The organism is Salinispora tropica CNB-440 (assembly GCF_000016425.1).
GTDB lineage: Bacteria > Actinomycetota > Actinomycetes > Mycobacteriales > Micromonosporaceae > Micromonospora > Micromonospora tropica.
The window spans coordinates 3449052-3470063 of sequence record NC_009380.1 but is presented as its reverse complement, the minus strand read 5'-3'; the positions used below and the strand labels follow the sequence as shown (position 1 = coordinate 3470063).

23 protein-coding genes are annotated in these 21012 nt (G+C 70.9%); 15 read left to right on the top strand and 8 right to left on the bottom strand.

What is annotated here, in order from left to right; genetic code table 11:
* Positions 1–462, top strand: coding sequence for a hypothetical protein (locus STROP_RS15210; RefSeq protein ID WP_012014253.1), 462 nt, complete (start codon positions 1–3; stop codon positions 460–462).
* A 97-nt stretch (positions 463–559) separates the two neighbouring features.
* Here STROP_RS15210 and STROP_RS15205 read toward each other — a convergent pair whose 3' ends face one another.
* On the bottom strand, positions 560–1642 hold the full coding sequence (locus STROP_RS15205) for a lytic polysaccharide monooxygenase (RefSeq protein ID WP_012014252.1): 1083 nt from the start codon (positions 1640–1642) through the stop codon (positions 560–562).
* 363 nt (positions 1643–2005) lie between these two features.
* Positions 2006–3250, bottom strand: coding sequence for a multidrug effflux MFS transporter (locus tag STROP_RS15200; RefSeq protein ID WP_012014251.1), 1245 nt, complete (start codon positions 3248–3250; stop codon positions 2006–2008).
* 69 nt (positions 3251–3319) lie between these two features.
* Between STROP_RS15200 and STROP_RS15195 the strand changes: the two genes are divergently transcribed.
* Entirely contained in the window at positions 3320–3808 is a 489-nt protein-coding gene (locus tag STROP_RS15195; RefSeq protein ID WP_018831081.1) for a MarR family winged helix-turn-helix transcriptional regulator, read from the top strand.
* 81 nt (positions 3809–3889) lie between these two features.
* Here STROP_RS15195 and STROP_RS15190 read toward each other — a convergent pair whose 3' ends face one another.
* Both STROP_RS15190 and STROP_RS15185 read right to left on the bottom strand, forming a co-directional pair.
* Positions 3890–4717, bottom strand: a complete 828-nt coding sequence (locus tag STROP_RS15190) for an MBL fold metallo-hydrolase (RefSeq protein ID WP_012014249.1) — start codon at positions 4715–4717, stop codon at positions 3890–3892.
* Positions 4714–5106 (bottom strand): thioesterase family protein, encoded by a 393-nt coding sequence (locus STROP_RS15185; protein ID WP_026275788.1) that lies wholly within the window; start codon positions 5104–5106, stop codon positions 4714–4716. The genes STROP_RS15190 and STROP_RS15185 overlap by 4 nt, the downstream gene beginning before the upstream one ends.
* 115 nt (positions 5107–5221) lie before the next feature.
* Between STROP_RS15185 and STROP_RS15180 the strand changes: the two genes are divergently transcribed.
* On the top strand, positions 5222–6301 hold the full coding sequence (locus tag STROP_RS15180; RefSeq protein WP_012014247.1) for a phosphatase PAP2 family protein: 1080 nt from the start codon (positions 5222–5224) through the stop codon (positions 6299–6301).
* Positions 6302–6337: 36 nt separating this feature from the next.
* Here STROP_RS15180 and STROP_RS15175 read toward each other — a convergent pair whose 3' ends face one another.
* From STROP_RS15175 to STROP_RS25790, 3 genes are read right to left on the bottom strand one after another with little or no spacing between them, the layout of a single operon-like run.
* Positions 6338–7768: a PH domain-containing protein gene (locus STROP_RS15175; protein WP_012014246.1), complete on the bottom strand. Its 1431-nt coding sequence runs from the start codon at positions 7766–7768 to the stop codon at positions 6338–6340.
* Positions 7765–8313, bottom strand: a complete 549-nt coding sequence (locus STROP_RS15170) for a PH domain-containing protein (RefSeq protein WP_012014245.1) — start codon at positions 8311–8313, stop codon at positions 7765–7767. The genes STROP_RS15175 and STROP_RS15170 overlap by 4 nt, the downstream gene beginning before the upstream one ends.
* 22 nt (positions 8314–8335) lie before the next feature.
* Positions 8336–8560, bottom strand: a complete 225-nt coding sequence (locus tag STROP_RS25790) for a hypothetical protein (protein WP_162872438.1) — start codon at positions 8558–8560, stop codon at positions 8336–8338.
* Between the two features lie 238 nt (positions 8561–8798).
* On the opposite strand from STROP_RS25790, the gene STROP_RS15165 reads away from it, so the two are divergent.
* From STROP_RS15165 to STROP_RS15135, 7 genes are all read left to right on the top strand, one after another.
* Positions 8799–9911, top strand: a complete 1113-nt coding sequence (locus STROP_RS15165; protein ID WP_012014243.1) for an AAA family ATPase — start codon at positions 8799–8801, stop codon at positions 9909–9911.
* Positions 9890–10909 carry a DUF58 domain-containing protein gene (locus tag STROP_RS15160; protein WP_012014242.1) on the top strand — a complete coding sequence of 340 codons (1020 nt, stop codon included), beginning with the start codon at positions 9890–9892 and terminating at the stop codon, positions 10907–10909. Before STROP_RS15165 ends, STROP_RS15160 begins: the two co-directional genes overlap by 22 nt.
* Positions 10906–11856 (top strand): VWA domain-containing protein, encoded by a 951-nt coding sequence (locus tag STROP_RS15155; RefSeq protein WP_012014241.1) that lies wholly within the window; start codon positions 10906–10908, stop codon positions 11854–11856. The genes STROP_RS15160 and STROP_RS15155 overlap by 4 nt, the downstream gene beginning before the upstream one ends.
* A gap of 601 nt (positions 11857–12457) precedes the next feature.
* Positions 12458–13195, top strand: a complete 738-nt coding sequence (locus STROP_RS15150) for a beta-ketoacyl-ACP reductase (RefSeq protein ID WP_012014240.1) — start codon at positions 12458–12460, stop codon at positions 13193–13195.
* A gap of 14 nt (positions 13196–13209) precedes the next feature.
* Positions 13210–13977: an enoyl-ACP reductase FabI gene (fabI, locus tag STROP_RS15145; protein ID WP_012014239.1), complete on the top strand. Its 768-nt coding sequence runs from the start codon at positions 13210–13212 to the stop codon at positions 13975–13977.
* A gap of 107 nt (positions 13978–14084) precedes the next feature.
* The gene (locus tag STROP_RS15140; RefSeq protein ID WP_026275262.1) at positions 14085–15116 is read left to right on the top strand and encodes a ferrochelatase; all 1032 of its coding nucleotides are present in this window, start codon (positions 14085–14087) and stop codon (positions 15114–15116) included.
* On the top strand, positions 15065–15928 hold the full coding sequence (locus STROP_RS15135; protein ID WP_018831074.1) for an HAD-IIA family hydrolase: 864 nt from the start codon (positions 15065–15067) through the stop codon (positions 15926–15928). Before STROP_RS15140 ends, STROP_RS15135 begins: the two co-directional genes overlap by 52 nt.
* Positions 15929–15960: 32 nt before the next feature.
* Here STROP_RS15135 and STROP_RS15130 read toward each other — a convergent pair whose 3' ends face one another.
* Complete coding sequence (locus tag STROP_RS15130; RefSeq protein WP_012014236.1) at positions 15961–16755, bottom strand: hypothetical protein; 795 nt, start codon at positions 16753–16755, stop codon at positions 15961–15963.
* Between the two features lie 198 nt (positions 16756–16953).
* Between STROP_RS15130 and STROP_RS15125 the strand changes: the two genes are divergently transcribed.
* The 5 genes from STROP_RS15125 to STROP_RS15105 all read left to right on the top strand — a co-directional run bounded on the left by STROP_RS15125 (position 16954) and on the right by STROP_RS15105 (position 21008).
* Complete coding sequence (locus STROP_RS15125) at positions 16954–17769, top strand: DUF3097 domain-containing protein (protein WP_012014235.1); 816 nt, start codon at positions 16954–16956, stop codon at positions 17767–17769.
* Positions 17770–17861: 92 nt separating this feature from the next.
* Positions 17862–18332, top strand: coding sequence for an NfeD family protein (locus tag STROP_RS15120; RefSeq protein WP_026275261.1), 471 nt, complete (start codon positions 17862–17864; stop codon positions 18330–18332).
* A 4-nt stretch (positions 18333–18336) separates the two neighbouring features.
* Positions 18337–19446 carry an SPFH domain-containing protein gene (locus tag STROP_RS15115; RefSeq protein ID WP_012014233.1) on the top strand — a complete coding sequence of 370 codons (1110 nt, stop codon included), beginning with the start codon at positions 18337–18339 and terminating at the stop codon, positions 19444–19446.
* Between the two features lie 138 nt (positions 19447–19584).
* On the top strand, positions 19585–20397 hold the full coding sequence (locus tag STROP_RS15110) for a hypothetical protein (RefSeq protein WP_012014232.1): 813 nt from the start codon (positions 19585–19587) through the stop codon (positions 20395–20397).
* A gap of 173 nt (positions 20398–20570) precedes the next feature.
* Positions 20571–21008 (top strand): carboxymuconolactone decarboxylase family protein, encoded by a 438-nt coding sequence (locus STROP_RS15105; protein ID WP_187151629.1) that lies wholly within the window; start codon positions 20571–20573, stop codon positions 21006–21008.
* The last annotated feature ends 4 nt before the right edge of the window (positions 21009–21012 follow it).

Sequence of the window (21012 nt, the reverse complement as noted above, 5' to 3'; positions counted from 1 at the left end):
ATGAGTGATGACCGATTAACCACATCAGATGAGGAGTTGCTTGTCCGGCTGGGGAGCCTGCTGGCCGAGGTCGATTCGGTTCCAGAGTCGGTACGGGCCGCCGCGGTAGCCAGCTACAGTTGGCGCTCGCCCGATTCCGAGCTTGCCAAGTTGGTGGAGAGCATGTCCGCGGCGGCCGAGGTCCGCGGCGACGAGGCACGGCTGCTGACTTTCCGTGCAGATTCGATCACCATCGAGGTAGAGGTCATCCCCGTTCGTGATCGACTCCGGATCGTCGGTCAGTTGGTGCCGCCACAGCCGGCTCGGGTGCAGGTGGAGCAGCCGGGTTCCGAATCGACCGTTGGCACCGACGCGGACGGTTTGGGGCGATTCATGCTGGACGATACCTCGCCCGGGCCGGCCCGGTTGGTCTGCACCCTGGCTGACTCCGGTCCGATCTGTACCGAATGGACCACCTTGTGATCCGAGCGGTCGGGTCGTAGCGACGATCGGCACCGCCCTGCTGTGGGACAAAGGCGGTGCCGACCGTCGCCGGTGACTGCGGAAGGTGGCTCGTGGTTCAGCTACCGGTGCAGGTCACGGTCGGTGACGTGTTCGTGCCGCTGAGGCTGGCGAGGAAGCCGAACGTGGCCCTGCTTCCCGGTGCCAACGTGCCGTTGTATGACGCGTTGGTCACCGCTACCGCTGAGCCTGAGGTGGTGTGCGTGCCACTCCAGAGTTGGACTATTGACTGGCCGCTGGGCCAGGTCCAACGTGCCGTCCACCCGGCCCAGGTGGTGGCGGCGTGGTTCATGATTTCGACCTCCCCCTGGAAGCCGCCCGGCCATGCGTTGATCACCTTGTAGACCGCCATGCAGTCCCCGCTGGGCGGCGGCGTGGTCGGGCTCGGCGGCGCAGTGGTCGGGCTCGGTGGCGGGGCGGTGCCACCGGGGCCGATGCCGGTCACCTCACCATTGCCTCCGTCGAACGTGACGTCCGAGCAGCCGAAGAAGTTCTCCGGGCTGTCCGAACGGACCCAGCGCGAGTAGATGAGGTGTCGGCCGCTCTTGTCGGCCGGCAGCGTTCCGGCGAAGTAGTAGTGCCCGTCATCGGTGCCCGGACCGCCGCGCTGGGGTGGGTTGGTGACGGTCAGGAATGGTTGCTCCTCCAGGTCGCTCCAGGCCAGCGGACGGGTTGGGCTCCAACTGTCCTTGGTGACATAGAAGTAGAACGTCCCGGGGTGGTGCGCCCAGTTGCTGTAGCGGAACTCAATGTTCTGGCCAGCGGTCAGGTGCGTCAGTGGCCAGTCAATGCGGGCCAGGTCATAGCCGAGGAACCCGGGGTTTCCCCCGCTGCACAGCTGGCCGTCGGGAATGAACCCGACGGTACGACCATCCGCGTCGGAGCGCAGCACACTGAACCAGTTGTAGAGCGAGTTCGCCCCACTCTGGTCCACCGCCGCCGAGCAGGCGGGGTTGTACGGTTGGATCTCCCCGGTGGGGCTCAGCCCGTCCTGCCAGCAAAGGAAGGTACGGCTGCCGGGCACCATGGCGGCGCCGTGCGCCGCCGCCGGCTCCGACCTGACGGTGAGTACCGCGGCAGCCGCGAGGAGAGTCGTGGCCGCGGTGAGGAGCGCGGCTGTTCGGGCTCGATAGGAGGACATAAGATCTCCTGACTCGCGGGGCGCCTACCACCCCGCGCGGGTGACGGGCGCGGGGCGGCACCCGGCCGACCCGCAGCGACGAGCGGTCACGGTGGTAGGCGGCGTGCGCGGGAGTGACGGGCACGCGAGCCTGCGATCCGTCATCGGATCGATGCCCTCGCGTGGATACCCGAGCCGACGACGCGAAAGCCCTGCGTCACTCGGCGCCGCTATCGCAACACGGCGAAGTGCTCGATCGCAATAGTCGACGGCCAATGTCCCTTTCAGCTGGTGCAGCTCACGGTGGCCCGCGAGCGGCGTCAACCGGTTGGACAGCCGGCAACGGGATCGGTGCGCGACACCGACGCGGCCGCGATCAGCCGGTCAGGGGCGTTCGGGACGGGCCAGGGTGAGTGCGGCGGTGAGCGACAGTGCGGCTGAGGCTGCGAGCACCGCTGCCATCGGCACGGCGCTGCCCTCCCCGCCCAACCCGACCAGGGGCGCGGCGAGCGACCCGATCACCGACTGGAGTGCGCCCATCAGCGCTGCCGCGGTCCCGGCGTGGTGCGCGTGCCGGTCGAGAGCGAGGGCAGTGCCGTTCGGCATCACCATGCCCAGCGACCCGATGAAGGTCAGCAGTGCGCCGATGAGGAGTAGCTGGCTGGTGGCGATCGCGCCGGCCAGCACGCCAGCGGCTGCGACTGCGCTCACCCCGAGAGTGCCGACCAGCAGGGCGCGGGGCGGGAATCGGTCCAGCAGTCGGGCATTGGCCTGCCCGACCGCCACGAAGGCCAACGCGTTGAGGCCGAACAGTAGACCGAATGTGCTCGCCGAGAGGTGAAACACGTCTTGGAAGACGAACGACGAACCGGAGATGTACGCGAACAGCCCGGCGAAGGCGAGCCCCTGGGTCAGCGTGTACCCCAGGTAGACCCGGTCGGTGAGGAGCTCGCGAAGCGACCGGACGATGCCGCCGAGGCCGTCGCGGCTGCGCCGGTGCGCGGGCAGGGTCTCGGGCAGCCAGGTCGCCACCACGGCGGTGAGCAGTGCGCCGACGACAGCGAGTAGGACAAACAGGGTCCGCCACGACCCGAATCGCAGCACCAGGCTGCCGACGGTCGGCGCGGCGATCGGGGCGAGACCGAAGACCAGGGTGAGCCGAGAGAAGTACTTTGCTGCCGCGCGACCGGAGTGCAGGTCGCGAACGACGGCACGGGTCACCACGGCGGCCATGCCGCCGGCGAAGCCCTGAGCGAACCGCAAGGCGGTGAACGCCGGTGCGCTGGGCGCCGCGGCGCAGGCCAGGGCGAGCACGGTGTACGCCACGAGGCCGATCAGCACGGGGCGGCGCCGGCCCCAGCGGTCACTGAGCGGACCGGTGACGAACTGCCCGAGGGCGAGCCCAACCAGGCAGGTGGTGAGGGAGAGTTGAATCTGGGCCTGGCTCGCGTCCAGGTCTCGGGCCATGGCGGGGAGTGCCGGCAGGTACATGTCCAGGGAGAGCGGGCCGATCGCGGTGATCGCCCCGAGTAGGAGCAGCAGACCGAGCCCACCACCGGCCCCCGCCAGCTGCGGCTGGACGGCGGGGGACGTTACGCCGGGTGTCGTCGGTTGTGCGGTCTGTGTCACTGCGGGTCCCCCGGGTTCGCCTGTCAACCGGGTAACCTTAGCTCTGTATCCAGAGTCTTTCGAGGTGAGGTGGGCGACACCGTGGCGACCGAGGACGTGACGGCGCGGCCGGCGCCGTGTCTCGACCCCGCTTCGACGGCGGCGCTGGGCGCCGTCGTCGGAGAACTGCACCGTCGGCTGCGGCGCGCGACGGCCCGGCACGCCAACCGCATCCCGTTGCCGGAGGCCCAGGTCGAGCTGTTACTGCTGGTCCGGGCGCATCCGGATGTCAGCGTGAAAGACGCGGCGTGCCGTCTGCATGCGGCACCCAACACGGTGAGCACCCTCGTCCGGGACCTGGTGGCCGCCGGACTGCTGCACCGCGAGTGCGCTCCGGCCGACCGTCGCACCGCCCGGCTGCGCCTCACCGACGCCGCCCGTGCTCGGATCGCCGACCACGAACAGCACCGCGCCGCCCTGCTCGGCGCTGCGGTGTCCCGCCTGTCCCCCGAGGCGCGCGCGGCGGTCGTGGCGGCAACCCCGTACCTCACCCGCCTGGCGGACCTGCTGGATCCCTGACCCTTCTGGTTAACTGCCCGGCCCGGCCCGGTGTGCTGGCCGGCCCACGGTGCTGGCCGGCAGCGCGGCAGGCCCGGTGGATCAGAGCTCACCGTCGAGTTCGGCGTAGCCGCGGCGGGTGGCGATCAGCGCGGGACGGGCGCCGAAGGGCGCCTGGGCAGCGACCCGCTCCGCCGGTGTCCCACCGGCATGGCCAGCCCGGATCTGCCAGGCCAGGTCACTGAGCAGGCCGTGCTGGGCGTGCACGAACTCGTGGTCAACCAGGTCGCCGTGCCCCGGCACCACCACCGTGGTCGGGGTCGTCATCCGCAGCAGCTCGGCCGCCGCCTCCGGCCACCGCAACGGGTACGAATCCTCGAATGCCGGCGGACCGCTCTGCTCCACGAGATCACCGGCGACGAGCACCTCCGCATCGGGTATGTGCACCACCAGATCCGCGGCCGTGTGCGCCCGCCCCAGGTGCCGCAGGATGACCTGGCGGCCACCCACGTCGAGCACCTCCTGCCGGCTCACCAGATGGGTCGGCGCCAGGACATCGGTGTCGAGTAGCTCCTCGGCGAGGCGCGGCTGCTCGTCGCGCATCTCCTCGTACGCTTCCCGGCGCAGTCGGTCCGGGTCGCGTAGGGCGGCGGCGGCCAGCTGGTGCGCGTACACCGGGCGGGGTGGGTCACCGGCCAGTGCGGCGTTGCCGAAACAGTGGTCGAAGTGGTGGTGCGTGTTCACCAGCACCCACGGGTACCCGGTGACGGCCCGCGCCGCCCTGGCCAACTCCGCCGCCTGGCCGGCCGTGGAGAGGGTGTCCACGAGCAGAGCCGCGCCGTCGCCGACGAGCAGTGTCACGTTGACCCGGAGCAGCGGCTCGCGTAGGACGTGCACCCGATCGGCGACTTCGACGAAGCGGAGGGTCATGACGACCGCCCGGCCCGCTCGATAAAGCGCTGCCGGTCAACCAGGAGTCGCTCCACCCGCCCCTCGGCGACGGTGGACCCATCCTCGGTGACGGAGACCGCGAAGAGCAGCCGCCGACCGTCGACCTCCGCCAGCCGGGCTCGTGCCACCACGGTCCGGCCGACTGGGGTGGCAGCCTGGTGGTCCAGCTCGACTCGGACCCCGACCGTTGTGGCGCCACTGGGCAACTGGCGGGCGATCGCCGCGACCGTCGCCGCCTCGGCCAGGGCGAGGATCCGCGGCGTGCCCAATACCGGCACGTCGCCGGAGCCAATGGCCTGGGCGGTGTCGGCGACGGTGACGACCAGCTCCACCCGGGCGGTCGAGCCCGGTGAGAAGGGCTCCTGCATGGTCACCAGCCTAGGCGTCGGACAGCGGGTAGGCCACGCTTGAGCCGAACCGCCCGGAACGTCCAAGGCGGTCCTGCGTCCGCCGCTGCGCCGATCGTCGTTAACCTGGGTCGCGATGTCTGCTCCAATCGATCCCCAACAGCCTGCCCGAACCGATGCACCGGTGGTGGCCGACGGCGGGCGCCGTCGCGTGATCACGATGTCGGTGTGGGGTGTCGCCTTCGTCGTTGGCTGGCTCGCCATCGGCCTGCCCACCGATCCGGTGTACGCCTTCGTGTGGATGTGGGCGGCGACCATCGCCTGGAACTCAACCCGGCCATGGCGCAGCCACCTGCGCTTCGCTCGCGACTGGCTGCCGGTGGTGTTGCTCCTCGTGCTCTACAACCTCTCCCGTGGCTTCGCCGACAACGGGGCGGTACCGCACGCCTATGAGCTGATCGTCGCCGACCGGGTCATGTTCGGCTGGGCTACCGGCGGCCAGGTGCCCACGGTCTGGCTCCAGCAGCACCTCTACCAGCCCGACGTGCGCTGGTGGGACGCGTTGGTGAGTTGGGTCTACTTCTCCCACTTCGTGGTGGCGCTGGCCGCCGCCGCGGTGCTGTGGTTGCGGGACCGCCGGCGGTGGGCGGCGTTCATGCGGCGCTGGGGTTTCCTCTGCGCCAGTGGCCTGGTGACGTACTTCCTCTACCCTGCCGCGCCACCGTGGTGGGCGGCGCAGAACGGGTTGCTGGAGGAGGTGGCCCGGATCTCCACCCGGGGGTGGAAGGTCTTCGGGCTACACGGCGCGGGGAACCTGCTCAACGCCGGTCAGCTCGCGTCGAACCCGGTCGCCGCGATGCCCTCGCTGCACACCGCGTTCGCACTGTTCGTGGTGCTGTTCTTCATTCGTGCGACGCGGAAGCGGTGGTGGCCGTTGCTGCTCGCGTACCCGCTGGCGATGACCTTCACCCTGGTCTACTCCGGGGAGCACTACGTGATCGATGTCCTGGTCGGTTGGGTGTACGTGGGGATGGCCTTCCTGGCGGTGGGCCTGGCCGAGCGATGGTGGGCGGCCCGACGTGAACGTGCGCGGCGCGCCCCGGACCGGCCGGTTGAGGCGGCGCCGACCACGGGTTCGTCGGCCACCGCGGTGTCGGCTACCTCGGCGCCGGGCGATTCGCAGCCGGCCGATGCGGCGGTGAGCGCCGGCCGCTGATCGGCACCGTGCTTCGCCACCCTGGACGGCGGCTCGCTACTGCGGTCGGCTGGCGCGGCGCGCCTGGTGCGCACGCGCTGTCAGCTCGGCGGCCAGGGCCCACGCCTCGGCGACCGCTCGGTCGTCGGCGGCGGCCCCGGCGCCGCCGGCGGTGTCCGCGTGCACCGTCGCCAGTCCCAACCGTCGCTGCACCGGCCCCTGCACCACCCGCACGCTCTGGATCCTCGCGTACGGCACGACCACGATCTGGCGGGTGAGCAGGCCGGAGCGGACCGCGAACACTCGCTCGTGCAGCCCGGCACCGAGCACTGGCTGACTCAGGGGGTTCAGCCAGCGAGCCCGGGTCGGCGGTGCGGTAAGCGGCAGGTCGTCGAGGCGTACCCCGGGCAGCACCTCGGCGAGGATCGCCTCGGCGACCGGTTGCTGACCGACCGGGAGGAGCTGGTCTGGTCGGTTGCGCCCGTCAGCTTCCCCCGTCGAGTAGCCGGCCACCTCCAGCCGTAGCCGCAGCCAGCCCTTCGCCCGCCACAGCAGCGGCCAGGTCGCACCGACCGTCTGTACCCGGTGCAGCGGGACGGTCTGCGCCCGGGTCTCCAGCAGGCCGTTGCGGATCCGCAGGGTGTCGACATCACGAGCCAGCCGGAAGCTCCAGTTGTCCAGCACTCGGCGGATCGGCTGTAGCAGCACCCCGGCCATCGCGGTCAACGTGCTCGCCACCGCGACGAACGACCAGGAATCCCCGGAGAGGAACTGCGTCGCCACGAAGACCACCCCGAACGGGATCATGAAGGTCTGCGGGGTGAGTAGCTGGCTCAGTAACAGGTCTGTGTTCCGGACGACGTGCAGCGGTTCGCCAGGGGGAGTCGCTTCCGGCCAGACCTGCGGTGTGCCCGGTGTCAGGGCGGCGCCCTCCGGTTGCGGACCGGCCAACGCGAGCAGCCGCTGTCGCAGGGCGGCAGCGTCGGCCACGCTGAGATAGGCCAGCGGTGCCTCGGTCTTGCCGCCGCCGACCACCTCGAGGCGCAGCTCCGCCAATCCGGTGAGCTGGGCGAGTAACGGCCGAACCACCTCCACGGCCTGGAGCCGCTCCAGCGGGATCGCCCGGATGCGTCGCCAGAGCAGGCCCTCGTGTACCCGCAGCTCGCGGTCCACGACGTGATAGCCGGTGTTGTACCAGCTCACCACCGCGAGCACGGTGGCACCGATCGCCAGCACCACCGCCATCACCGCGAACCAGCCGAAGCCGACCCGGGACAACGTTGACCAGGAGAGCCCGGCGATTACCACGACCAGCGACTTGGCACCGTGCAGCGCAGGGGAGAGCGGATGGAGCCGTTGCCGGCGCTCGCCTCCGTGCGGGGGCACCGGAGGGGTGGGCGGTGGCGGGGTGGGTGGATACCAACCGGGGTACGGCTGTGGGGCGGGTGGCCGGGTCTCCTCCGGGTCTCGCGCGGCCGGCTCGCTCACAAACCCTCCGCCCGGTCGCGGCCGAGCGCGGTGAGGCGGTCGCGGAGGCGGGACGCCTCCGCCGGGCGTAACCCCGGCACTCGAGCGTCGGTGGCCGCCGCCGCCGTGTGCAGTTGGACGGTAGCCAGGCTGAAGGCCCGTTCCAGCGGGCCGGCGCTGACATCAACGAACTGCATCCGCGAGTACGGGACGATGGAGAGCCGGCGCACCAGCAGGCCGTGTCGGACCAGCAGGTCATCCTCGCGTTCGGCGTACCCCCACGCACGTACGGCCCGCGCGATGGTGACCGTCCGTAGCGCGGTCAGCAGGAGCACTCCGGTGAGGGCCACCCCGAACGCCGCCTGGCCGCTGACTGCCCACCCCACTGCCAGCCCGGCCAGCACGATGACGATCAGCACGGCCAGCCGTAGCAACTCAACCCAGATCAGGTCGGTGGAGACGGACTGCCAGCGGACGGTCTCCGGCCAGGGCTCCAGCGGACCGGGTGGTGGACCGGTCGGGGGTGGGGCAGCGGGCGGGAGCCCGGCCTGGTCGTCGCCGGTCACCGTGCGGTTCCGTTGTGCGCGTTCACGAGTCGAGAGTAGGCGATTCGGCCGTCGGAGCAACCTCGCGGAGGAAGCCCCGGGCGTTGAGGAAGTCGCCGAGCGTCACCCGGTGCTCGGGGCAGGCGAGCCAGGTCTTACGTCGGGTCGCGTCGTGTAGGCGGGGATTGTTCCACCGCAGCGCCCACTGGGCGGGAGCCGCACAGCCACGAGCTGAGCAGACCAGGGCGGGGGTTGCGGAGGTATCCATCCCGACCAGTCTAGGGTGGCTGAGGAGGAGTTTGAGCGCCGGGCGACCACGGGGGGAGCCGCCCGGCGACGGATGAATCGTACACGTCCCGTACCGATAGCTGTCTACCCGCTGACGGCGAGTCTGGTGGATCGGACCGCGGGGCGGGAATCGGGGTTCGCGCCGCCGCGTACCGCCACCGATCATGTCAGTCTTGTACCGCACTAGACCCGAGTACCGATCATGCTGTGGAGGACCGGTGGCCCAGCCGAGCACGCCCGATTCCAGGATCTCCGACGGGTCGACTCCGCCGGCCCCGCAGAGCACCCCGGCCACGGACGCCACCCTGTTGGAACGGGCGTTGTTCGAGGTCAAGAGGGTGATCGTCGGGCAGGATCGAATGGTCGAGCGGATGATCGTCGCGCTGCTCGCGCGGGGGCACTGCCTGCTGGAGGGGGTGCCGGGGGTGGCGAAGACACTCGCCGTGGACACCCTCGCCCGGGTGGTCGGCGGGTCGTTCGGCCGGGTGCAGTTCACGCCCGACCTGGTGCCGGCGGACGTCATGGGCACCCGGATCTACCGACAGTCGAGCGAGAAGTTCGATGTCGAACTGGGACCGGTGTTCGTCAACTTTCTCCTCGCCGACGAGATCAACCGGGCGCCCGCGAAGGTGCAGTCGGCGCTCCTGGAAGTGATGGGTGAGCGGCAGGTCTCGATCGGTGGCCAGACGCACCGGGTGCCGGACCCGTTCCTCGTGATGGCCACCCAGAACCCGATCGAGCAGGAGGGTGTCTACCCGTTGCCGGAGGCGCAACGCGACCGGTTCCTCATGAAGATCGTCGTCGGCTACCCGACAGCCGCCGAGGAGCGGGAGATCGTGTACCGGATGGGCGTGGCGCCGCCGGAACCCGCCCCGGTGCTCACCACCGCCGACCTGGTCGGGCTACAACACAAGGCCGATCAGGTATTCGTGCACAATGCCTTGATCGACTACGCTGTTCGGCTGGTGCTGGCCACCCGGAGCCCCGCCGAGCACGGCATGCTCGACGTCGCCCAGCACATCCAGTACGGGGCGAGCCCGCGAGCCTCGCTCGGCCTGGTCCGCGCCACCCGGGCCCTGGCGCTGCTCCGCGGCCGGGACTACGCGCTACCCCAGGACGTACAGGACATCGCACCCGACATCCTGCGCCACCGGCTGGTGCTGAGCTACGACGCGCTCGCCGACGAGGTGCCACCCGACCACGTCGTCGGCCGGGTGATGGCGACGATCCCGCTGCCCTCGGTGGCGCCGCGCCAGCAGGCCACCCCGACCCCGGAACCGGCCTCGGCCGTCGTGCCGCCGGGCGTCGGGTGGCCTGGGCAGCAGCCGTGACCCCACCCGTCCGTCGGCCAACCGACGCCACCGGCCCCGGCTCCGTCGACCCCACCGCCCGTAGGCGCACCGAGGCCACCTTGTCCCGGCTGCACCTGCTCGTTACCCGCAAGCTCGACGGCCTGCTTCAAGGCGACTACGTGGGCCTGCTGCCCGGTCCGGGTAGCGAGGCGGGGGACTCGCGCGAGTACCGTCCGGGCGACGACGTTCGGCGGATGGACTGGCCGGTCACGGCGCGTACCACGATGCCGCACGTGCGGCGTACGGTGGCCGACCGGGAGCTGGAGACGTGGCTCGCAGTGGACCTCTCGGCCAGTCTCGACTTCGGCACCGGCCGCTGGCTCAAGCGCGACGTGGTGGTGGCCGCCGCCGCGGCGCTGGCGCACCTGACCAGCCGGGGCGGCAACCGGATCGGCGCGGTGATCGGCACCGGGAGTGAGCCGGCTGCCGGCGGGCGGGGTGCGCCGGCGGCCGGGCCTGGCCGGTTCACCCGGCTGCCCGCCCGGTCGGGTCGTCGGGAGGTGCAGGCGCTGGTCCGGGCTGTCGCCGGCACCGAGATCCGGCCGGGCCGCGGCGACCTCGGTGCCCTGGTCGACCTGTTGAACCGGCCGCCGCGGCGGCGTGGCGTGGCGGTCATCGTCTCCGACTTCCTGGCGCCACCGGCCCAGTGGGCCCGGCCGCTGCGCAAGCTGCGGGTCCGCCACGACGTACTGGCCATCGAGGTACTTGATCCGCGTGAGCTGGAGCTGCCCGACGTGGGCGTACTGCCGGTGGTTGACCCGGAGACCGGCGAGCTGCATGAGGTGCGGACGGGCGACCCGCAGCTGCGCCGTCGCTACGCCGAGGCGGCTGCCACCCAGCGGGCGGAGATCGCCGCGGCGCTACGCGCCGGGGGCGCTGCCCACCTGAGACTGCGCACCGACCGAGACTGGCTGCTGGACATGGTGCGTTTCGTCGCCGCGCAGCGGCACACCCGCATCCGGGGGACGACACGATGATTCGTTTTCTGCAACCGTGGTGGCTCCTGGCGGTACTGCCGGTGTTCGCCCTCGCCGGGCTGTATGTGTGGCGGCAGCTGCACCGCCGGGCGTACGCGCTGCGGTTCACCAACGTGGAGCTGCTGCGTACGATCGCGCCCAAGGGACTCGGGTGGCGTCGGCACGTACCCGCGACCGCGTTCCTCCTCTGCCTGCTGGTGCTCGCCACCGCGCTGGCCCGGCCGTCGGTCGACACCCGGCAGCCCCTGGAACGGGCCACCGTCATGCTCGCTGTCGACGTCTCCCTGTCCATGCAGGCCGACGACGTGGCCCCGAACCGGCTGGCGGCGGCCCAGGAGGCGGCGCAGCAGTTCGTCGCCGAGCTGCCGGACAGCTACAACCTCGGGCTGGTCTCGTTCGCGAAGGCGGCCAACGTGTTGGTGCCGCCGACCAAGGACCGGCAGGCCGTGTTGGCCGCCATCAACGGCTTGGCGCTGGCCGAGTCGACGGCGACCGGGGAGGCGGTCTTCACCTGTTTGGAGGCGATCCGTTCGGTGCCGGCCGACGGCGCGGCGGGGATTCCGCCGGCCCGGATCGTGTTGCTCTCCGACGGCTATCGCACATCGGGCCGGTCGGTTGAGCAGGCCGCGGCGGCGGCGCAGGCCGCGAACGTGGCGGTCTCCACGATCGCCTTCGGGACCGACGGCGGGCAGGTCGACATTGGTGGCCAACGCCAACGGGTGCCGGTGGACCGGCTCGCCCTGGCGGATCTGGCGGAGACGACCGACGGGTACTTCTACGAGGCGGCCTCGGTGAGCGAGCTGAAGCAGGTCTACCAGGACATGGGCTCGTCGATCGGGTTCCGGACCGAGCCCCGCGAGGTCACCCAGTGGTACGCCGGGGTGGCGCTGCTGCTGGCGCTCTGCGCCGGGGCGACGAGTCTGCTGTGGTCCTCCCGGATCGTCTGACGTCGCCGACGGTAGCGGTTTAGTGGCCGCCGCCGGCGAGGACGAAGAGGACGGCCACCCAGACGGCGACCAGGGTGAAGCCCAGAGGGGCGACGTAACGGCTCATGGGAGTTGGCTCCGGTGGCGACTGGGCGCGGGCGCCGGGCCCGCGGGAGGGTGGTCAGAACGCGCACACAGAGTCGTGGCCGGCAGCCCCGATCGCCCTCCCGGTGTGCGGTCCGGCGATGGACCGGCAGCGGGTGGCGCGAGGGAGCGGGTGGCGCGGGGGAGCGGGTCTGGTCAGCCGTGCTAACGGGACTCAGCGGGGCTGACGGTCGGCCCGGCCACGACTCGGAGGATCGCTATCTCGCACAGCGATCACCTCCTGCGGTCGGCGGGGCCAAGGGATGCGAGTCGTACGGCGGGCTCGCAAAACGGCGCCAGCGTACACCCTGGTCGGTGTGGCCCTGAAGCTGGCCGGGGCAGGGGTGACGGTCGCTGGGTGGTTGAGGTGGGTTTCGCCTTGTCGGCCGTGGTCGGTGCCGTGGCGCGTTAGCGCTTACCTGCCGGTAACCCCTAGGCTCCGACGCGACGTGGAGATCTTCTGAGCTGAGGGGGAATCGTGGCCCGTACCGTGCTGGTGACCGGAGGTAACCGCGGTATCGGTCTGGCTATCGCTCAGGCCTTCGTCAAGCAGGGTGACCGGGTGGCGGTGACCTACCGGAGCGGTGCGGCACCCGGCACCGACACGCCCGACGTGGAGACTGGCGCCGGCCGCCTCTTCGGCGTCCGCTGCGACGTGACGGATTCTGATTCGGTGGACGCGGCGTTCACCGCCATCGAGGCGGAGCTCGGCCCGGTCGAGGTGCTGGTGGCCAACGCCGGCATCACCGATGACACGCTGCTGCTGCGGATGTCCGAAGAGCAGTTCACCGGGGTGCTGGACACGAACCTGACCGGTGCCTTCCGCTGCGCCAAGCGTGCCTCGACCAAGATGCTTCGGGCGCGGTGGGGTCGAATGATCTTCATTTCGTCGGTGGTCGGGCTCTATGGCAGCCCGGGGCAGGTCAACTATGCGGCCAGCAAGGCCGGCCTGGTCGGTGTCGCCCGCTCCGTCACGCGGGAGCTGGGGAGCCGCAACATCACCGCGAACGTGGTGGCACCCGGCTATGTCGAGACCGATATGACCGCCGCGCTACCCGACGACCGCAAGACCGAATACCGCAAGGCCATCCCGGCTGGCCGGTTCGCCGCCGCGGACGAGGTCGCCAGCGCCGTCACCTGGCTGGCGGGAGACTCCGCCGGCTACATCAGCGGTGCGGTCATTCCGGTCGACGGCGGCCTCGGCATGGGGCACTGAGAGGAGACATCGACATGTCAGGACTGCTCGCCGGCAAACGGCTGCTGGTCACCGGCGTCATCACCGACGCCTCAATCGCCTTCTCGGTGGCGCGGCTCGCGCAGGAGAACGGTGCTCAGGTGGTGCTCACCGGCTACGGCCGGCTCTCCCTGGTCGAGCGGATCGCCAAGCGGCTACCCGAGCCGGCACCGGTCATCGAACTGGACGTGACCAACCGCGACCACCTCGCCGGGCTCGGCGACCGGGTCCGGGAGCACGTCGACGGCCTCGACGGGATCGTCCACTCCATCGGCTTCGCCCCGCAGAGTTGCCTCGGTGGTGGCTTCCTCGACGCGCCGTGGGAGGACGTCGCGACGGCTGTGCACGTCTCGACGTACTCGTACCAGGCCCTCGCCACCGCGGCGCTGCCGCTGATGGCGCCCGGGGGATCGGTGGTCGGGCTCACCTTCGACGCCACCAAGGCGTGGCCGGTCTACGACTGGATGGGCGTGGCCAAGGCCGGCCTGGAGTCCGCCAGCCGCTACCTGGCGCTGCACCTGGGTCCGAAGGGCATCCGCAGTAACCTGGTCGCGGCCGGGCCGCTGCGGACCGTCGCCGCGAAGTCGATCCCCGGCTTCGAGCAGTTCGAGGACGCCTGGTCGGCGCGGGCGCCGCTGGGCTGGAGCCTCACCGACTCCGAGCCGGCGGCCCGAGCCTGCCTGGCGCTGCTCTCCGACTGGTTCCCGGCGACCACCGGCGAGATCGTCCACGTCGACGGCGGCTACCACGCCATCGGCGCCTGAACCAGCCGACGGCCCCGGCCGCGGTGTGCCGCGGGGGCCGTCGGCGGGGAACCGAGGTGGCCCGGGGCCGTCGTCAGGTCGCCGAGGCATCGGGGAAGAATGGGGCCATGGCGTACGACGCGATGGTGCTGGTTTCTTTCGGTGGGCCGGAGCGGCCCGAGGACGTGATGCCGTTTCTGCAGAACGTGACCCGGGGCCGGGGCGTGCCGCCGGAGCGGCTGGCCGAGGTCGCTGAGCACTACCAGCACTTCGGCGGGGTGTCGCCGATCAACCAGCAGTGTCGGGACCTGCTCGCCGCGGTTCGGGACGACTTCGCCGCCAACGGTGTTGACCTGCCGATTTACTGGGGAAACCGGAACTGGGACCCGATGCTGGCCGACACGGTGGCGCAGATGCGCGACGACGGGGTCGAGCGGGCCCTGGCCTTCGTGACCAGCGCCCTCGGCGGATACTCCTCCTGCCGCCAGTACCAGGAGGACATCGCCGCGGCCCGGGCGGCGGTCGGCCCGGACGCCCCGGTGATCGAGAAGCTGCGCCAGTTCTGGGACCACCCCGGGTTCGTCGAGCCGCACGTCGATGCGGTGCGGACGGCGTTGGCCCAGCTGGACCCGGCCCGGCGGGACAGCACCCGAATCGTCTTCACCGCTCACTCGATTCCCACCTCCGCGGCGGCCGCGGCCGGCCCACACGGCGGCCGGTACGAGGCGCAGTTGGCGGAGACCGCTCGGTTGGTACACGCCGCTGCCGCCCCCGACCTGGCCTACGACCTGGTGTGGCAGAGTCGTTCCGGGCCCCCACAGGTACCCTGGCTGGAGCCGGACGTCAACGACCACCTCGTGGAGTTGCCCGGGCAGGGGGTCACCGGGGTGGTGGTCAGCCCGATCGGGTTCGTCTCCGACCACCTGGAGGTGGTGTGGGATCTGGACACCGAAGCCCGGGAGACCGCCAAGCAGCTCGGTCTGGACTTCGCTCGCGCCGCCACGCCGGGCACCGATCCACGGTTCGTGGCGATGGTGCGCGAACTGGTCCGGGAGCGTACCGATCCGGCTGGCGCGACGCTGCGCCGGCGCCTCGGCGACCTGCCGATGTGGGACACCTGCCCGACGGACTGCTGCGTCCCGGCCCGCCGCCCCTCCTGACCGCTTCGGCGGCCCGACACCAGGGATACGAGATGAATGATCGTAAGCCTGTCCAGAGTTGGCTCACCGACATGGACGGGGTGCTGGTGCACGAGGGGCAGCCGGTGCCCGGCGCGCCGGAGTTCATCGCCCGGCTGCGCTCCTCCGGCAGGCCGTTCCTGGTGCTGACCAACAACTCCATCTACACTCCGCGCGACCTACAGGCCCGGTTGGTTCGGATGGGGCTGGACGTGCCGGAGTCCGCGATCTGGTCGTCGGCGTTGGCGACCGCCCAGTTCCTGGCCGATCAGCGGCCGGGCGGCACCGCGTACGTGATCGGGGAGGCCGGGCTGACCACGGCGCTGCACGCGGTCGGCTACGTGCTCAGCGACTTCGCGCCCGACTACGTGGTGTTGGGGGAGACCCGTACCTACAGCTTCGAGGCGATCACCAGGGCGATCCGGCTGATCAACGACGGAGCCCGCTTCATCTGCACGAACCCCGACGTGACCGGCCCGTCGATGGAGGGCGCGCTGCCCGCCGCCGGTTCGGTCGCCGCGATGGTGTCGAAGGCGACGGGCGTGGAGCCGTACTTCGTCGGGAAGCCGAACCCGATGATGATGCGGTCGGCGTTGAACACGATCGACGCGCACTCGGAGTCGACGGCGATGATCGGCGATCGGATGGATACCGACATCCTCTGCGGGCTGGAGGCGGGGTTGGAGACCATCCTGGTGCTCACCGGCATCAGCAGCCGGACGGAGGCCGAGCGCTACCCGTACCGGCCGTCACGGATCGTCGGCTCGGTGGCCGACCTGATCGACGAGATCTGAGGGCCAACCGCCGGCTGGCGGTCGCCGCCCCGCTACGGGCGTAGCGGGGCGTTGCAGGCGGCGGCCAGCGCCTGCCGACAGGCGCTGGTCAACGGGCGCAGCGCCGCGTCGCGCTGCTGGGCCTCGTAGTTGTTGACCGCGCCCCCCGGCGCGGCCTGCCCCGCCAGGGCGAGCACCCGATCCAGCACGGCGGCGCGGGCGAAAAGCCGGCGGGCGCGGGGGTCGAAGCCGGGCGGCAGGTCGGTGGTGCCGTCGGGACGGCGCAGCGCCTCCAGCGCCCCGGCCAACTCCGGCCGCCACTGGGCGACGTCGAGGCGGGTCAGCGTGGCGGTGGTCTCGGCGAGGGCGGCGGCCAGCTCCGCCTCGGCCTCCGCCGCGCCGGGGAGATGGTGCGATGCGGCCGGCGCGTCGGGCGGCAGCGGGTAGACCCGCCACAGCACGGTCTCGAAGACGTCCCCGGAGCCGGAGGTGTGCGTGCGTAGGTGCGGGACCAGGCCGAGCGCACCGGCGACCACTCCCTCGGCGGCGAGCAGAGCGGCACCGGCGAAGTCACCCGGGCCGGGCAGCCCGCGCGGGTCACCGGGCGCGGGCAGCACCAGGCGGATCACGTCGGGCGAGAGCTTGGCGAGCGTGGGCAGGGCCTCGGGCAGGGGGACATCGGTCCAGGTTCCGGGTGCGTCGGCAACCAGATGCTCCTCGTCACCGGCGATGGCGTCGGCGACTTCGTCGAACGGCACCAGCCCGGCACGCCACGCGCGCACCCAGGCAACGAACCGGCTGGACCGGCGTGGCGCGAGGGTGACCGCGCCCGCTGCGGGGGTGGACATGCCGAAAGGGTACGTCCTCCCGCCCACCCCTGTCTCGGCTGCCGCACCAGCCGGCGCAGCGGTCCTGATCGCGCGTCTCGTTCTGCCTCGACGGATGGTTCCGGCCGGCGCCGTACTGGTGGCTCTGCCCTCGAGTCAGGCAGCGCGGGCCGGCGTGCCGGGGCGCGGGGGAGCCCGGGTGCGGCTAGCTTGATCGGCATGGCGGGGCGTTACGACCATGACGTGTTGGCGGGGGACTGGCGGCGGCGCCGGGTCACCCCGGAGGTTGCCGCGGAGCTCGACCTGGTGGTCGAGGATGCCGACTCGGGGTTCTGCGGCGCAGTGGTCGGGTTCGAGGCCGGCGCGGTGGTGCTCGAGGATCGGCATCGACGGCGACGCACCTTTCCCCTGCTGCCGGCGGCGTTTCTGCTTGATGGCGAGCCGGTGACGCTGCGTCGCCCCTCCCGGCCGACGGTGCCGGCCGCTCGGCGGCGGACCGCCTCTGGCTCGATCGCCGTGGACACCGTCCGGGCCCAGGTGGCGAAGGCGAGCCGGATCTGGGTGGAGGGGGTGCACGACGCCGCGTTGGTGGAGCGGATCTGGGGCGACGACCTGCGCGTCGAGGGTGTGGTGGTGGAGCCGCTGGACGGGATCGACGATCTCGCCGTCCGGGTACGCGAGTTCGCCCCCGGCCCGGGCCGGCGGCTCGGCGTACTTGTTGATCACCTCGTCCCTGGTTCCAAGGAGAGCCGGGTGGTGGCCCGGGTGACCTCGCCGCACGTGTTGGTGACCGGGCACCCCTACGTCGACGTGTGGCAGGCGGTACGGCCGGCCGCGCTCAACATCTCGGCCTGGCCGGTGGTGCCGCCCGGACAGCCCTGGAAAGAGGGGGTCTGTGCGGCGCTCGGTGTGGCCGAGCCCGCCGAGTTGTGGCGGCGGATCCTGTCCCGGGTGAACTCCTTCGCCGATGTCGAGACGCCCTTGATCAACTCAGTGGAGCGGTTGATCGATTTCGTCACCGAACCGACGAGCTGAGCCCGACGAGCTGAGCCCGCCTGAACCGTGCCGCAGGGCTACGGCCAGACGGCGACTCGATGACACGTGCACCGGCGTGTCACGATCGTGGTGTGGACGCGGTGCTGTGGATTGTCGTTGGGGTGGTGCTCGCCGTCGCCGAGATCTTTACGACGACGTTGTTCCTGATTATGTTTGCGGTCGGGGCGTTCGCGGCTGCCGGCGCGGCCGCGCTCGGGGCGCCCGTGGAGATTCAGGCGGTCGTCTTCGCCGTGGTCTCGGCGCTGACCTTGCTGGGTGCCCGCCCGGCGTTGCGGCGTCGGACTACCCTCACCTCGACCGAGGATCGCGCATTCGGCGTCGGAGCGATCGAGGGGAACACAGCCCTCGTGCTGGAGCGGGTCGACGCCGACAACGGTCTTGTCAAGATCGACGGCGAGCTGTGGCAGGCCCGTTCCTACGACGCGACCCAAGTCTTCGCGCCGGGGGACCGGGTGCAGGTGATCCAGGTGCGCGGAGCTACCGCGCAGGTGTGGCGGGATGATGTTTCCCGGCCCGGCGAGCTACCTGAGACGAAAAGGTGAGTAGATGGACTTCCTGTTGCCGGTCCTGTTGATAGCTCTGGCGATTATTGGCGTGGTGACTCTGGCCCAGGCGGTGCGGATCGTGCCGCAGCAGCGCCAGGACGTGGTGGAGCGGCTCGGCCGATACAAGCGCACGCTCGACCCGGGGCTGAACATGCTGGTGCCCTTCATCGATGCGGTACGCACCAAGGTCGACATGCGCGAGCAGGTAGTCAGCTTCCCGCCGCAGCCGGTCATCACCTCGGACAACCTGGTCGTATCGATCGACACCGTGCTGTATTTCAAGGTGGTGGACTCCTTCCACGCCACCTACGAGATCTCGAACTTCCTGCAGGCCATCGAGCAGCTCACGGTGACCACACTGCGCAATGTCATCGGCTCTCTTGATCTGGAGCGGGCGCTGACCAGCCGGGAGGAGATCAACCGGCACCTCTCCGGCGTGCTGGACGAGACCACCGGTCGGTGGGGCATCAAGGTGACCCGGGTGGAGATCAAGGCGATCGAGCCGCCGCCGAGCATTCGGGACTCGATGGAGAAGCAGATGCGCGCCGAGCGGGACCGCCGGGCCGCGATCCTCACCGCCGAGGGGCACAAGGAGTCGCAGATCCTCACCGCAGAGGGTGAGAAGCAGGCGGCAGTGCTGCGCGCCGACGGTGACCGGCAGGCCCGAATCCTTGAGGCCGAGGGGCAGGCGAAGGCGGTCCGTACCGTCTTCGACGCGATTCACCAGGCGAACCCGAGCCAGAAGGTGCTCGCCTACCAGTACCTGCAGGCGCTGCCGCAGATCGCCAACGGCTCCGCCAACAAGGTCTGGATCGTCCCGGCCGAGCTGACCAAGGCGCTGGAGGGCATGGGGGGCGCGCTGGGAGGCCTGAGCCAGATGGCTGATGACGCCCCGTCGCCGGAGGCCGCCGACGGCGCCAGCCAGGTCGAGCGGGAGGCCGACGAGGCCGCACGGGCCGCCGCGGACGCCGCGCAGGAGATCCACAACGAGGTACGCGTCGCTGAGGCGCAGGCCGCCGGAGGCGCGGAGCCGAAGGGGCTGCCCGCACCCGAGCCGGTCTCCGGGGACAGTGTGGTGAACGACTCCACCGACCAGCGCAAGCGGGGCTGACGGCCGACGTCGGCGATAACGCGAGAACACCTCATGAGGCGCTCCGGTGCCTGCCACCATCAGTCATAGGGCGGGTGGTGACCAGGTTTCGGGGCGCCTCGGTGCGTCCCGCACCGCTCGGGCGGAGCGAGGTGACGGATGAAGAAGGCGGACAGGCAACGCCACTCCTCGGCGTCGGAAACCGGGGCGCACGACCCGATCGCACCACTGGGCACCCGCCGTGCCGGTGGCGGGTTCGGAGTGTTGCCGTTCATCGGGGACCCGCCGCCGACCCGGCCAGCCACCGACGCGACCTGGGCGTGGTCGATCCGCCGACTGGCCCGCGCGGCGGTGTGGCTGCTGCCCGCGTACGCGGTCCTCTTTGGGATCGTCTCGATGGCGAGCGACCGGGGCATCGGCAACGCGCCGTACCCGACCAGCGGCCGCCCGCTCTACCTGGTGAGTTGGCTGCTGGCGACCTGGCTGGGGCTGCTCGCGGTGCTCGCGCTGGCCGGTCTGCTGGCGGCGACCCGGAGTCGACGGGCCGCGGTGACCGGGCTCCTGTTCAGCCTCGCGGGCATGGTGTTGATGTTGCCGTTCGCGGGCTTGGCCGCGCAGACGCCGGTCTTTGGCACCACGGCCCGGGCCCTGGTTCTGGTCGGCGCTGCCTGCTACAGCCTGGGCTGGCTGGCCACCGGGTGGGCGGTCGCGCGTTCGGGCATGTTCAGCGTGGGCGACGGCGCGATGTTGATGATCGCGGCGCCGCTGCTCGGCCTGGCGGGTTCGCTGATTGGTTCGTTGCAGACCTTCGGCGCGATCTTCGCGCTGATCGCTGGCATCGGCATCGGCTACCGCTCCGGCCGTCTGCTGCCACGGGACATCGTTCGCGATGCCGCCAACGCCAGCCTCCCCACGGCCGCGCCGGCCGCCAGCGGTCCGGCCGGGACCGGCGGACCGCTGGCCGCGGGCTGACCTGTCTCGGCCGGGATCACTGAAGGGCGGGCAGGTCCATCGTCGGGCTAGTTTCAGACACGTTGGTACCCTCCCCGGCTCTGCTCCCGCATGGTTGGTGACAGTCCCCAGGGTCTGAGGGGCTCAGGTCACTGCTGAACCAGCGATGAGGGAGCACACCGATGGAAACGCGTATGCCAAGTCTGACCAGTCCCGACGTGATGACAGCGGTCCAGCATCTCGGCAAGGCGATTCATGCCGGGGGCGTCGCCCCGGGTCTGCTGTCCCTGATTCACCTGCGAATCAGCCAGATCAACGGTTGCAGCCCGTGTGTCTTCACCTCGCTTCGGTCCGCGAAGGAGGTCGGCGAGACAGAGGAGCGGTTGCACAACGTGATCGCCTGGCGTAATACGCCCTTCTACACCGAGGCGGAGCGGGCGGCCTTCGCCCTGGCGGAAGCGGCCACCCGGATCCAGGACGGTGCAGCGGGCGTGACCGACCAGATCTGGGACGCCGCCGCCGCACACTTCAGCGAGGAGCAACTGGGTGCGATAACCCTCCAGATCGCCCTGGCCAACTTCTTTAATCGTATTAACCATACAATTAGGGAACAAGCCGGTAAAACCTGGTAAATCC

Bases quoted from the DNA above. Each gene is read 5' to 3' on its own strand.
- STROP_RS15140 (WP_026275262.1), top strand. From the start codon at position 14,085: ATGGCGTACGACGCGATGGTGCTGGTTTCTTTCGGTGGGCCGGAGCGG.
- STROP_RS15125 (WP_012014235.1), top strand. From the start codon at position 16,954: ATGGCGGGGCGTTACGACCATGACGTGTTGGCGGGGGACTGGCGGCGG.
- STROP_RS15155 (WP_012014241.1), top strand. From the start codon at position 10,906: ATGATTCGTTTTCTGCAACCGTGGTGGCTCCTGGCGGTACTGCCGGTG.
- STROP_RS15110 (WP_012014232.1), top strand. From the start codon at position 19,585: ATGAAGAAGGCGGACAGGCAACGCCACTCCTCGGCGTCGGAAACCGGG.
- STROP_RS15210 (WP_012014253.1), top strand. From the start codon at position 1: ATGAGTGATGACCGATTAACCACATCAGATGAGGAGTTGCTTGTCCGG.
- fabI (WP_012014239.1), top strand. From the start codon at position 13,210: ATGTCAGGACTGCTCGCCGGCAAACGGCTGCTGGTCACCGGCGTCATC.
- STROP_RS15185 (WP_026275788.1), bottom strand. From the start codon at position 5,106: ATGCAGGAGCCCTTCTCACCGGGCTCGACCGCCCGGGTGGAGCTGGTC.
- STROP_RS15190 (WP_012014249.1), bottom strand. From the start codon at position 4,717: ATGACCCTCCGCTTCGTCGAAGTCGCCGATCGGGTGCACGTCCTACGC.
- STROP_RS15115 (WP_012014233.1), top strand. From the start codon at position 18,337: ATGGACTTCCTGTTGCCGGTCCTGTTGATAGCTCTGGCGATTATTGGC.
- STROP_RS15130 (WP_012014236.1), bottom strand. From the start codon at position 16,755: ATGTCCACCCCCGCAGCGGGCGCGGTCACCCTCGCGCCACGCCGGTCC.
- STROP_RS15180 (WP_012014247.1), top strand. From the start codon at position 5,222: ATGTCTGCTCCAATCGATCCCCAACAGCCTGCCCGAACCGATGCACCG.
- STROP_RS25790 (WP_162872438.1), bottom strand. From the start codon at position 8,560: ATGGATACCTCCGCAACCCCCGCCCTGGTCTGCTCAGCTCGTGGCTGT.
- STROP_RS15105 (WP_187151629.1), top strand. From the start codon at position 20,571: ATGCCAAGTCTGACCAGTCCCGACGTGATGACAGCGGTCCAGCATCTC.
- STROP_RS15205 (WP_012014252.1), bottom strand. From the start codon at position 1,642: ATGTCCTCCTATCGAGCCCGAACAGCCGCGCTCCTCACCGCGGCCACG.